This window comes from Pseudomonas sp. TWR1-1-3, from assembly GCF_049896805.1.
In the GTDB taxonomy this organism is placed as follows: domain Bacteria; phylum Pseudomonadota; class Gammaproteobacteria; order Pseudomonadales; family Pseudomonadaceae; genus Aquipseudomonas; species Aquipseudomonas bubulae.
Genome location: NZ_JAFCUZ010000001.1, coordinates 447,304 through 458,384 on the forward strand (window position 1 = coordinate 447,304; position 11,081 = coordinate 458,384).

General features: G+C 59.0%; 19 protein-coding genes. All 19 read left to right on the forward strand.

All coding sequences use genetic code 11. The features are described from left to right. Nucleotide 1: 1 nt before the first annotated feature. Entirely contained in the window at nucleotides 2-217 is a 216-nt protein-coding gene (locus tag ACP7BE_RS02055) for a hypothetical protein (protein ID WP_426104489.1), read from the forward strand. Further along, nucleotides 217-903 carry a hypothetical protein gene (locus tag ACP7BE_RS02060; protein WP_426104491.1) on the forward strand — a complete coding sequence of 229 codons (687 nt, stop codon included), beginning with the start codon at nucleotides 217-219 and terminating at the stop codon, nucleotides 901-903. Before ACP7BE_RS02055 ends, ACP7BE_RS02060 begins: the two co-directional genes overlap by 1 nt. A gap of 210 nt (nucleotides 904-1,113) precedes the next feature. After that, complete coding sequence (locus ACP7BE_RS02065; RefSeq protein ID WP_019829116.1) at nucleotides 1,114-1,443, forward strand: phage holin, lambda family; 330 nt, start codon at nucleotides 1,114-1,116, stop codon at nucleotides 1,441-1,443. A 60-nt stretch (nucleotides 1,444-1,503) separates the two neighbouring features. After that, nucleotides 1,504-1,701, forward strand: coding sequence for a hypothetical protein (locus ACP7BE_RS02070; RefSeq protein ID WP_426104493.1), 198 nt, complete (start codon nucleotides 1,504-1,506; stop codon nucleotides 1,699-1,701). After that, entirely contained in the window at nucleotides 1,698-2,027 is a 330-nt protein-coding gene (locus ACP7BE_RS02075) for an HNH endonuclease (RefSeq protein ID WP_426104495.1), read from the forward strand. Before ACP7BE_RS02070 ends, ACP7BE_RS02075 begins: the two co-directional genes overlap by 4 nt. A gap of 242 nt (nucleotides 2,028-2,269) precedes the next feature. Next, nucleotides 2,270-2,764: a terminase small subunit gene (locus ACP7BE_RS02080; RefSeq protein ID WP_426104497.1), complete on the forward strand. Its 495-nt coding sequence runs from the start codon at nucleotides 2,270-2,272 to the stop codon at nucleotides 2,762-2,764. Continuing rightward, nucleotides 2,765-4,438 carry a terminase large subunit gene (locus tag ACP7BE_RS02085; RefSeq protein ID WP_369781541.1) on the forward strand — a complete coding sequence of 558 codons (1,674 nt, stop codon included), beginning with the start codon at nucleotides 2,765-2,767 and terminating at the stop codon, nucleotides 4,436-4,438. Further along, the gene (locus ACP7BE_RS02090; RefSeq protein ID WP_095002931.1) at nucleotides 4,438-5,709 is read left to right on the forward strand and encodes a phage portal protein; all 1,272 of its coding nucleotides are present in this window, start codon (nucleotides 4,438-4,440) and stop codon (nucleotides 5,707-5,709) included. The genes ACP7BE_RS02085 and ACP7BE_RS02090 overlap by 1 nt, the downstream gene beginning before the upstream one ends. Before the next feature lie 17 nt (nucleotides 5,710-5,726). Beyond that, nucleotides 5,727-6,389, forward strand: a complete 663-nt coding sequence (locus tag ACP7BE_RS02095; protein ID WP_019829234.1) for an HK97 family phage prohead protease — start codon at nucleotides 5,727-5,729, stop codon at nucleotides 6,387-6,389. A gap of 3 nt (nucleotides 6,390-6,392) precedes the next feature. After that, nucleotides 6,393-7,562: a phage major capsid protein gene (locus ACP7BE_RS02100; protein WP_159259530.1), complete on the forward strand. Its 1,170-nt coding sequence runs from the start codon at nucleotides 6,393-6,395 to the stop codon at nucleotides 7,560-7,562. A gap of 37 nt (nucleotides 7,563-7,599) precedes the next feature. Further along, on the forward strand, nucleotides 7,600-7,878 hold the full coding sequence (locus tag ACP7BE_RS02105; protein ID WP_426104501.1) for a hypothetical protein: 279 nt from the start codon (nucleotides 7,600-7,602) through the stop codon (nucleotides 7,876-7,878). Further along, complete coding sequence (locus ACP7BE_RS02110; RefSeq protein WP_426104503.1) at nucleotides 7,875-8,207, forward strand: head-tail connector protein; 333 nt, start codon at nucleotides 7,875-7,877, stop codon at nucleotides 8,205-8,207. The genes ACP7BE_RS02105 and ACP7BE_RS02110 overlap by 4 nt, the downstream gene beginning before the upstream one ends. After that, nucleotides 8,204-8,539 (forward strand): phage head closure protein, encoded by a 336-nt coding sequence (locus ACP7BE_RS02115; protein ID WP_426104505.1) that lies wholly within the window; start codon nucleotides 8,204-8,206, stop codon nucleotides 8,537-8,539. Before ACP7BE_RS02110 ends, ACP7BE_RS02115 begins: the two co-directional genes overlap by 4 nt. Further along, nucleotides 8,532-9,005, forward strand: a complete 474-nt coding sequence (locus tag ACP7BE_RS02120) for an HK97-gp10 family putative phage morphogenesis protein (RefSeq protein ID WP_426104507.1) — start codon at nucleotides 8,532-8,534, stop codon at nucleotides 9,003-9,005. The genes ACP7BE_RS02115 and ACP7BE_RS02120 overlap by 8 nt, the downstream gene beginning before the upstream one ends. After that, the gene (locus ACP7BE_RS02125) at nucleotides 9,005-9,370 is read left to right on the forward strand and encodes a DUF3168 domain-containing protein (protein ID WP_019829241.1); all 366 of its coding nucleotides are present in this window, start codon (nucleotides 9,005-9,007) and stop codon (nucleotides 9,368-9,370) included. The genes ACP7BE_RS02120 and ACP7BE_RS02125 overlap by 1 nt, the downstream gene beginning before the upstream one ends. 57 nt (nucleotides 9,371-9,427) lie before the next feature. Continuing rightward, a complete protein-coding gene (locus ACP7BE_RS02130) occupies nucleotides 9,428-9,919 on the forward strand; it encodes a phage tail tube protein (protein ID WP_019829242.1) in 492 nt (163 codons plus the stop codon). 9 nt (nucleotides 9,920-9,928) lie between these two features. After that, a complete protein-coding gene (locus tag ACP7BE_RS02135) occupies nucleotides 9,929-10,279 on the forward strand; it encodes a phage tail assembly chaperone family protein, TAC (protein WP_019829243.1) in 351 nt (116 codons plus the stop codon). A 29-nt stretch (nucleotides 10,280-10,308) separates the two neighbouring features. Beyond that, nucleotides 10,309-10,566 (forward strand): phage tail assembly protein T, encoded by a 258-nt coding sequence (locus tag ACP7BE_RS02140; RefSeq protein WP_019829244.1) that lies wholly within the window; start codon nucleotides 10,309-10,311, stop codon nucleotides 10,564-10,566. Between the two features lie 67 nt (nucleotides 10,567-10,633). Then, nucleotides 10,634-11,053 (forward strand): zinc ribbon domain-containing protein, encoded by a 420-nt coding sequence (locus tag ACP7BE_RS02145; protein ID WP_426104511.1) that lies wholly within the window; start codon nucleotides 10,634-10,636, stop codon nucleotides 11,051-11,053. The last annotated feature ends 28 nt before the right edge of the window (nucleotides 11,054-11,081 follow it).

Consider the following 11,081-nt stretch of genomic DNA (forward strand, 5'->3'; position numbering starts at 1 on the left):
AATGGCCTGCGCAGCTGCTGAGTTGACTGATCAAGAAGCCAAGGTTGCTCAGATGCTGGGCGAGGCTTGGAATGAATACCTGAAGTTGCCCATCGAGCACCCGATGGTACAGAAAGAGTTCTGCAGCGCTATCCACGCCTGTCAGAACATTGTGTTGGCCAGATGTGGCGTGCGGGCTTTGAAGTCCACCCAGTCAGTAGCGTTGGAGATCGAGTGATGGGTATGTACAAAGACGTGATGGGCACCCTGGTGCGTGTGCTGGCAGCGGACAACATCGACAACTCAACCAAGCAGAGCTGGCAGAAACTGATCGATGCCGAACTGCGCTCGGGCGGGCAAGGCGCCGGTATCTCGGTGCGGGACAAGTTCGACTATGACTGCTGCCTGTATGCGCTGCTGCACCGCGAGCTGGCCCCGGCCCAGTGGGATGTGCTGGTGGCTAAGTTCTCGACGCACAAGGCCAACAAGGTTGGGGCCATTGGGCGCCTTATCAGCCGCGTCTCAACCCCGGCGCCGCAGTTGTTCGTCTACAAAGCGGTCACCGCTTGGGCCATACCCAAGATGAAAGGCCTGCAGGTGCCTGCACGCGCAGGGCGAGAGGTTGTAAGCAGAAGCCTTCGTGATGATCTTGAGCATGCTGCTGTCGGCAAAATGATTGCTTCTGGCAGGACGATTGATGTGACTGTTGGGCGTGACCAATACATCAAGCGCTCCACAGACATGATCGTGTTGCCCGCTGAGTTCTACGACATGAATACCTGGGACACTGAAGGTAAGCCTGAGTCCACAAGGCGCCGCTGGAAGACTGGCATTGCCAAATGCCTTGAGCGATTGGAAGAGGCCGCTGTCATCCATGCAACCGAGATCTTTGACCGGGAAGAAATCTTTATAGATGCGGCTTGACCATGATGGCGGTTTGATCGTAAATTAACCCCATCATGTCGATATTGCGTGTGGTGATACTGAATACCCCCGCAGCAACACATAACCAAATCTCAAAGCCCAGCCATCGCGCTGGGCTTTTTCGTTTTCGGCCCCGCCACACCCATCGCCTCAAGCTGGGAGTGCTGTCGGGGCCGAACCCATTCTGCTCCCAGCTCGGGAGGACACCGGATGCCTCATATGCCTGATAAGCCAGACACCTGGGTGATAGCGCTCGCGTGGCTGAGTCAGCACTCTCCGACGATCTATGCCGCCACACTGTCCTTTGTAATGGCGGCGCTGCGGATCATCTACGGCGGTGGCACTCGGCGGCAGGCGATGCTCGAAGCAACCATCTGCATGCTGCTCACCACCAGCCTGATCGCGGTGCTGGAGTACTTCGGCCTGCCGTCCAGCCTAGCCACACCGGCAGGCATCTGGATCGGTTTCTTGGGTGTGAAGAAGATCGCCGACCTGGCTGACCGCTTCGCTGACTTCAAGCTGCCACGGCGGTCCGAGTGATGGCCTGTAGCGGATGCGCCGCCCGGCGCGAACAACTCAACAAGTGGAAGGCGATTGCATATGAGCGAGCAGCAGAGCTCTTTGGCTGGCCTGCTCAGCCAGGTACTGGCCGAACAGATCAAGCAGACAGCGATCCTCCAGCGGATAGCGACCCAGCAGACCCAGTTGATCACAGCCTTGGCCGAGGAGGGGATTGACTCGGACCCAGAGTCAGCCCCGCCAACCTACATGAGCGGCGCACCGCGCCATCCAGCATGAGCCGCCTCAAGACACTGGCCACACGCCTGCAACCCCAAGCCAATCGCATTGCAACCGCAGTGCCTGGGTCATGGCGCAGTGACAAGGCCACCTCGACCCAGCGCGGTTACGGCTACGCATGGCAACAGGCGCGACTGGTGCACCTCAATGCCCAACCCCTGTGCGTCTACTGCGAGCGTGATGACCGGGTGACAGCGGCCAGCGTGGTCGACCACGTCATCCCGCACCGTGGCGACATGACGCTGTTCTGGGATCGTACAAACTGGCAGTCGCTGTGCAGACCTTGCCACGATATCGTCAAAAAGCGTGAGGAATCATCGGGTTGAACGGCCTTGCAATGTCAATCTTTATTGTTCGTTTCGGTCACAAATATGCGAATAAGAATATTTATCAACAAAGTTGTTGCAATTAATTCGCATTTGTGAATCTGAGAATGATTCTTATTTGATTTAATGAGAATATTTCTCATTTGCCGGAGGGGGGAGGGTAAAACTCCAGAGGCCTTTTGCTCCTAGACCACCCATCCCCGCACGCGCACATTTTTTCCCCTTTTCAGGAATTTTTGTTAATGGCTTTAACACCCAAGAAGCGGGCATTCGTCGACGCTTTGCGGGGCGGTGCCTCAAATAAGGACGCAGCTATCGCCGCAGGCTACGCGGCGTCCAGCGCATCGGCTGCCGGATCACGGCTAGCAAAAGACCCTTACGTCATGGCCGCAATGGCCGGGACCACCTTTAACAAAAAAGTTAACAAAATTGTTAAAGCTCCAGCAGCGCAACAACCGGCTGCTGATGCGCCACACGCAGCTGATCCCGATGACGGCCCGGGCTTCGATTTGAACAGGGCCTTGTCATTCTCCGACCCGAAAGCGTTCCTGCTGGCTGCCATGAATGACCATGAAGCCGAGGCAAAACTGCGGGTCGATGCCGCAAAAGCGCTGATGCCTTTCATGCACCCGCGCAAAGGCGAGACCGGCAAAAAGACTGAGCGCGAAAACGCGGCGAAGGTTGCCGGGGCAGGGCGCTTCGGCTCAAGCCCACCCCCATTGAAGGCGGTCAAGTAAATGCAATGGACGACCGCCTGCCCGGACTGGGAGCAGAAACTGCGCCTGGGGCAGTCGATTATCCCGCGACCATTGTTCCCTCAGGAGGCCGAAGCCGGTCTGGCGGTGTTGCGCGAACTGAAGATCGTCGACGCCCCGGGCAGCCCGACCATTGGCGAGTCCTGCGCCGAGTGGGTGTTCGACTTCGCCGGGGCGATCTTTGGCGCCTACGACTACACCACCGGGCGCCGGATGATCTCGGAGTACATGCTGTGTATCCCGAAGAAGAACTCCAAGTCGACCATTGCTGCCGGGATCATGCTTACCGCGCTGATCCGCAATTGGCGCATGTCGGCCGAGTTCATCATCCTGGCCCCGACCAAGGAAATTGCCGACAACTCGTTCAAGCCTGCGGCCGATATGGTCAAGCACGACGAAGAGTTACGCGACCTGATGCACGTCCAGCCGCACTTACGCACCATCACCCACCGCGAGACCGGCGCCACGCTCAAGGTAGTGGCCGCCGATGGCGACACGGTGGGCGGCAAAAAGGCCGTGGGCGTGCTGATCGACGAAGCCTGGCTGTTCGGCAAGAACGTGAAGGCGCCGGACATCATCCGCGAAGCCACGGGCGGCTTGGCGTCAAGGCCTGAAGGCTTTGTGATCTGGCTGACCACGCAGTCCAACGAGCCGCCCGCCGGTGTGTTCCGCGAAAAGCTCAAGTACTCCCGCGCCGTACGCGACGGGCGTATCGATGACAACCAGTTCCTGCCGGTGATCTACGAGTTTCCGCAGGCGATGATTAAGAGCGGCGAAGCCCGCCTGGTTGAGAACTTCCACCTGGTGAACCCGAACATGGGGTTCTCGGTGGACGAAGCCTTCCTGCTGCGCAGCTTCAAAATGGCGCAGGAAGCGGGCGAAGAAGAACTGCGCGGCTTTCTGGCCAAGCACGCCAATATCGAAGTCGGTTTGGCGCTGCTGTCCGAGCGCTGGGCCGGGGCCGACTTTTGGGAGGTGCAGGGCAAGCGTCCTGGCTTGAGCTTCGATGACCTGCTGCGCCAGTGCGAAGTGATTGATATCGGCATCGACGGCGGTGGGCTGGATGACTTGCTGGGCTTTGCGGCGGCTGGTAGGCACCGGGTGACACGCGAGTGGTTGTTGTGGAATCACGCTTGGGCTCACCCCTCGGTGTTGGTCCGTCGCCAATCCGTGGCGGCCAACTTTCACGACTTTGCTAAAGACGGAAACCTGACGTTGGTCGACCAGATCGGCCAGGACGTGGAGCAGGTGGCCAATCTGGTCGCCCGGGTTGAGCAATCCGGCCTGCTGGACAAGGTCGGACTCGACCCGGCCGGTATCGGTGCGATTCTCGATGCCCTGGTCGAAGCCGGTGTGCCCGAGGAAAAGGTCATTGGTATCTCCCAGGGCTGGAAGCTGGGCGGTGCGATCAAAACCGCCGAACGCAAACTGGCCGAAGGCACCTTGATTCATGGCGGCCAGCCGATGATGGCCTGGTGCTGCGGCAACGCCAAAGTAGAGCCACGGGGCAACTCGATCCTGATCACCAAGCAGGCTTCGGGCTCGGCCAAGATCGACCCGCTGATGGCCACGTTTAACGCGGTGACGCTGCTGTCACTGAACCCCATGCCTTCGGCAAACATCGATGACTTCCTCAATCGACCAATGAGTATGTAATGGCAGACACCGACTACAGCATTGACCTGCGCACCCGCAGTCCCTTCTGGGCGCGTATGGCGAGCTTCTTCGTTGGTGGGCGCCTGGTCTCTCCTGAGAAGGGCTCTCAGACCGGGCCTGTCTCCGCCACCGGCGTGGTGGGCGACTCAGTCGTCAACGATGAGCGCTCGCTGCAAATCTCCACCGTGTTCGCCTGCGTGCGGCTGATCTCCAGTGTGACGGCCTGCCTGCCGCTGGACGTGTTTGAAACCAAGGGTGAGGATCGATCCAAGGTTGGCTTTGATAATCCGCTGGCTCGGTTGCTGCGCTACAGCCCCAATCAGTTTATGACCGCCTTCGATTTTCGCGCCGCCATGACCATGCAGCTTTGCTATTACGGCAATGCCTACGCACTGATCGAGCGCAATAGCGTGGGCGACATCATCAGCCTGGTACCGCTGATGTCGGTCAATATGGACGTGCGACTAGAGGGCAAGCGGGTCGTTTACCGTTACCGCCGTGACAGTGAGTACGCCGACTTCAAACAGTCGGAGATTTTCCACCTTAAGGGCTTCGGTTTTAACGGTCTGGTAGGGCTTTCCCCGATTGCCTTTGGGGCCAAAACAGTCGGTGTCGCGGTGGCGATGGAGGATCAGCAGCGCGACTTCTATGCCAATGGCGCGAAGTCGCCGCAAATCCTGATGACCGGCGACGGCAAGACGCTCAACAAGGCCCAGCGTGATCAGCTTGAGGAGAACTTCAAGGAGATCTCCGGCGGGCCGGTCAAAAAGCGCCTGTGGGTGCTGGAGGCGGGCTTTACAACCCAGGCCATCGGCGTCAGCCCGCAGGACGCCGAAACCATGGCAGCGCGCAAGTTTCAGGTCAGCGAATTGGCCCGGTTCTTCGGCGTGCCGCCGCACCTGGTGGGCGATGTTGAAAAGTCCACCAGTTGGGGCTCCGGCATCGAGCAGCAGAACCTCGGCTTCTTGCAGTACACCCTGGATCCATATCTCGAAATCTGGGAAACCAGCATTTTGCGCTGGCTGATCAAGCCCGCGGACTTGGGCCGCATCCACGCCGAACACAACCGCGACGGATTGTTGAGCGGTGACTCGACGGCCCGGGCCAATTACATGAAGACCAAAATCGACACGGGCCTGCTCACGGTGAACGAGGGCCGGCGCGTTGATAACCGTCCGCCACTCCCCGGCGGCGACGTCGCAACCCGGCAGTCTCAGAACGTGCCGCTTACCCAACTTGGCAAAACGAACCCCGCACCCAGCGGGGTTTAGTTTTTCTGGAGACTGAAATGCCGAGCATTTGCAAAACACTGGCCTTCGATCAGGCCGCAATCAAGTTTTCCAGCGGCGGCGCCCAGGGCATTTTTGAAGGCTATGCCAGCGTCTTCAGCGTGGTCGACAGCGACGGCGACATTATCGAGCCGGGCGCCTTTGCTGCCGCACTGAAAACCCAATCCCGGGCCGTGGCGATGTTCTTCAACCACCGGCGCAATGAAATCCCGGTGGGCAAGTGGCTGGATCTGTCGGAAGACAGCACCGGCCTGCATGTCCGGGGTGAGCTGACCCCCGGCAACCCGCAGTCGGACGCCCTCAAGGCGGCAATGATCCACGGCACCGTGGGCGGCATGTCGGTGGGCTTCTCGGCGGCAAAAGGCGACTGCGCCCCCATTGCGACCGGCTATTCGTTCAAAAACGTCTCTCGCTTGAGCGAAATCAGCATTTGCACCTTCCCCGCGAATGAGCACGCCACGGTGTCGGCGCTCAAGAGCATGGACACCATTGAAACCATCCGTGATGCGGAGAACTGGCTGAGAGATTCCGCCGGGCTCTCCAAGTCGGAAGCGTTGGCGTTTATCGCCCGCATCAAGTCCGCAGTTCGGAGCGACTCCGAAGGTGGCGAAATCAACGCGATCCTTGATCGCATCAAGTCCTTCCCATCTGTAGGAAACTAATTCATGTCCGAATTGGCTGATATCCAAAAGGCAATCGAAACCGCGCAAACGAACATGACCCAACTGTTCGATGCGCAGAAAAAAGAGATCGCCGCCACCGGCGAGATCAGCAAGAAACTGCAAACCGACCTGCAGACCGTTCAGGCCGACCTGACCAAATCCAGCACCCGGCTGTTTGATCTGGAGCAGAAACTGGCGGCTGGCAGCCTGGACAACCCTGAGACCAAAAAGTCCTTCGCCGAGCGCACCGCTGAAGACCTCAAGAAGTCCTGGAATGGCTCGACCTCCGGGAAAGTTGACGTGAAGACGTTCAACAAGGCTTTGGGCAGTGGCGCGGGCTCTGCCGGCACGCTGATTCAGGCGCAGCAAAACCCTGGCATCCTGATGCCCGGCCTGCGCCGCCTGACCATCCGGGACCTGTTGGCTCAGGGTCGCACCACATCCAATGCAATCGAGTACGTTCGTGAAAACGTCTTCGTCAACAGCGCCGCATCGGTGGCCGAAGGCACTCTGAAGCCTGAATCTCAGCTGACCTTCACCAAAGAAACCGCCAACGTCAAAACCATCGCTCACTGGATTCAGGCATCGCGCCAGGTGATGGATGACGCGCCGATGCTGGAGTCCTACGTCAACAACCGCCTGCTGTTCGGTTTGGCGCTGGTGGAAGAGGGCCAGTTGCTCAACGGTGACGGCACGGGCGACAACCTGATCGGCCTGAACAAGGTGGCCACGGCCTACGATGCGGGCCTGAATGCCGAGGGTGATACCCGCGCCGACCAGATTGCCCACGCGATCTTCCAGACCAGTGAGTCCGAGTTTGAAGCCTCAGGCTTGATCCTCAACCCCCGCGACTGGCACGCCATTGCGCTGCTGAAGGACGCGGATGGCCGCTATATCTTCGGCGGTCCAGCTGCATTTGCGGCGAAGGTCATGTGGGGCCTGCCGGTGGTAGCCACTAAGGCCCAGGCGCTGGGCACCTTCACCGTGGGTGGTTTCGACCTTGCCTCACAGGTGTGGGATCGCATGGACGCCACGGTCGAGGTCAGCAATCAGGACCGCGACAACTTCGTTAAAAACATGCTGACCATCCTGTGTGAAGAGCGTTTGGCCCTGGCTCACTACCGTCCAACCGCGATCATCAAAGGCACCTTCACCCCAGCTGCAGGCGGCTGATTATCGAGGCGGGGCAGGCAACTGCCCCGGTACCGCAATGACCAAAATTCGCGCACTGCGTCAGTTCTCGCACTATCACGCTGGCAGTTTCAACCAGTTCGAAGTGCGAGTGGTTAAAGACGATTATGCAGAAGCATTGATCGGAATGGGCTTGGCAGAAGACGTCGATGCCGATCCAATCCTGAAGCCAGAGCCAGAGCCAGAGCCAGAGCCAGAGCCAGAGCCAGAGCCAGAGCCAGAGCCAGAGCCAGAGCCAGAGCCAGAGCCAGAGCCCACAACTCCGGTCGACATTGAGAAGAAAGGCTCGAAAAAATGACCATCACCGTCGGGGATCTGCTGTCGATTGAGCTGATGCGCAAGCACCTGCGGGTCGATCACCAGGAGGACGACGACCTGATCGAGCTGTATGCCGAGTCAGCTTTGGCCTGGGCATTGTGGTTCTGCGACAACCCTGTATTTCTTCAAGCCAGCGACATACCCGCATCATTCAAATCAGCGCTGTTATTGCTGCTTGGCAACTCCTACGCCGTCCGCGAAGCGGTTGTTGTGGGCACCACGGCGGACAAGGTGCCGCTCGGGGTGGAGTCGTTGCTGTGGTCGTCACGCAACTTCACTGGCCCGGCCAGAAAGGAGCCTGAGCCATGAGAGCAGGGGATCTGCGGCACCCGGTCGTCATCCAGCACCAAACCACACAGCAAGACCCGGCCACCGGCGAGGTTGTAACAGCCTGGGTGGACTTTGCGCGTGTATGGGCGGCAGTCGACCCACTCAGTGCCCGGGACCTGATTGCAGCGCAAGCCAGCCAGTCCCAGGCCAGCGGACGTATCACCATCCGCTATCGCCCCGGCGTGTTGCCGACCATGCGCATCCTGCATCGCGGGCAAATCTTCACAATCATCGGTCAGCCGCTCCCGGACAGAAACTCGGGCCTGGAGTACCTGACTCTTGTTGTCGCTACGGGGGTGAATGATGGCTGACGGTATGCAGTTCAATATCCAAGGGCTCAATGGCGTGGTCGACAAAATGCGCACTCTGGGCCCACGGCTGCAAAAGAAAGGCCTGCGCAAAGCGGCGCGGGCGGCGATGAACATCGTGCGTGACGCCGCGAAAGCCAACGCCAAGGCCATCGACGACCCGGCCACCAAAGAGAAGGTGTTCCGTAACCTGATCACCCAGGAGTCGAGCAAGCAGTCCAGGCGCGAAGGCGGGGTGGTGATGCGGGTCGGTGTGCGCGGCGGCTCGGGCTCAAATCAGCACAGCAAGGACGCCTCCGGCAACCCCGGCGGCGACACCCGGCACTGGCGTTACATTGAACTCGGTACCGAACAAAATCCCGCGGTACCGTTTATGCGCCCGGCGTTTTCCAGCAACGTGCAGGCTGTCACTGATCGTTTTGTCGCAGTGTTGAATACTGAAATCAACGCTTTGCTGGGGGCACGCTGATGTACGCGCCGATTTTCGCCGTGTGCGCCGCCGACCCGGCGGTAACGGCCTTGCTGGGCGTTTCGCCCGTGCGCATCTATCCCTTTGGCGAAGCGCCCGAAGGTGTCGCCAAGCCCTATGTGGTGTGGCAAACGATCGGCGGCAACCCTGAGAACTATCTGGCGCAACGGCCGGATATTGACGGTTTCAGCCTGCAAATTGATGTCTATGGTGTGTCCGTGACACAGACCCGTGACACGGCCAAAGCCATCAGAAACGCCATCGAGCTCAAGGCCAACATTGTGCGCTGGGGCGGCGACTCACATGACCCGGTCACCAAGACCTACCGCTACAGCTTCGATGTGGACTGGCTGGTACCGCGCTAAACCAACACCGACACCCGGCCCGCCTTGAGCGGGCTTTTTCGTTTAAAGGAGACACCCATGTCCGTTCTCACACAGGGCACGCAGGCTTACATCCTCGTGCCGGCTGCGCCCGGTACCGGCCCGTTGACCGTAATGGAGGTGGAGTGCATCACCACCTTCGACCCGGCTGGCTCACCGGCAGACCAGATCGAAGACACATGCCTCAGTGATAAAGATCGCCGTTACAAGAAGGGTTTGCGCACGCCCGGCCAGGCATCCATTGGCCTCAACGCTGACCCCACCAATGCAAGCCACGTCCGCGTGCATCAGCTTTCCGAAGCGGATGACGAGGACAACATCAAGTGGGCCATTGGCTGGGCCGATGGGGATGCACCTCCGACCTTGAATGAGGCAGGTGACGATTTTGAATTCCCGAAGACGCGCACCTGGTGTGCCTTTGAGGGTTATGTGGCCGACTTCCCATTCTCTTTCGCGGCAAACGCAGTGGTTGCATCGACCGTTTCCATCCAGCGTTCGGGCGGCCTCGCCTGGATTCGCAAAACCATCTAAGGGCTTTCCATGAATCTCAAGCAACTCAAAGCCAAAGGCGGAATCGTCGACGGCGCACTGGTTAAAAAAGAAGTCACCTGGGTCCACGCCGACCCGACCACCGGCAAGGACGTGACTGATAAATTCAACGTGCATATCCGCCGCCAGTCGTTCGGTGTCATCGAACGCCTATTTGCCCCGGACGAAGCTGAGCAAAGCCGCAACGCCAAATACATCGCGGCCAGCGTGTTCCTGGGTGAAGAGGGTGCTGAAGCGCTTAGCTACGAAGATGCCTTCAGCTTGGAGTCGTCCCTGGGTTTTGCCATCCTCACCGCGGTCAATGAAGCCAACGGCACCGGGAAGGATCAAGCAAAAAACTAAGCGCCTCCGATGAGTTCTGGCACGAACTGGTGCTGAACCGCATCGGAGGCAGCACCATTGCCGAAGCCAAGGAGCGGCTAACCCACCGCGAAGTGCTGGACTGGATCGCTTATAGGGAAAAGTACGGCACTCTCGATCAAAACCGGCGCCTGGAGCGTCACTTCGCGCTGTTGACCCACCTGACCAGCAAGGTGGCTGGCGGGAAAATGGACCTCAGCGATTTCATGGTTTACAGCCAGGCGCAGGCAACGATCAGCCTGGAAGAGGCTATGGCGACATGGCAGTAAGTGGCTGCGGTTGGGCGCTTCCGGGCGATAGTGTTAGATTGCCGCCCATTTCAGGGAGGAATCACCCGTGCAGTTAGCCATTTTATTGGTCCTTATCGTCATTGCCGTCATTCTTGCGCCATGGCTGCTCGGGCTGATTGCTGTCGCAATTGCTGCTTATGGTCTGTGGCTGATTATCAGCTTGGCCGTGGCCGTTGTGGTCTCTATTTTGGTTGTTGGCGTGATCTTGATGTCAGGCTCCAAGCGGTCTGTGTCCAGCAACACCGAGCAGATGATTTCACAGGTCAATGAACAGTACCGGGCAAAAGAAGCGGCTGAGCGGGCCGCTACCCGTGAAGCGTCTGTGATTGAGCAGGCAGAGATTGAGCGAGTCAAAAAAGTGCGTGTGGTGGAGTGCCCAAACTGCTCCGCCACGATAGCCAAACACAGCCTTTATTGCCCGCAGTGCGGGAAAAGCACTAAGCCCCGTTCAGCTTCAAATGATTGAGGCAAAGCAAGCCCGGTATGACTGATAC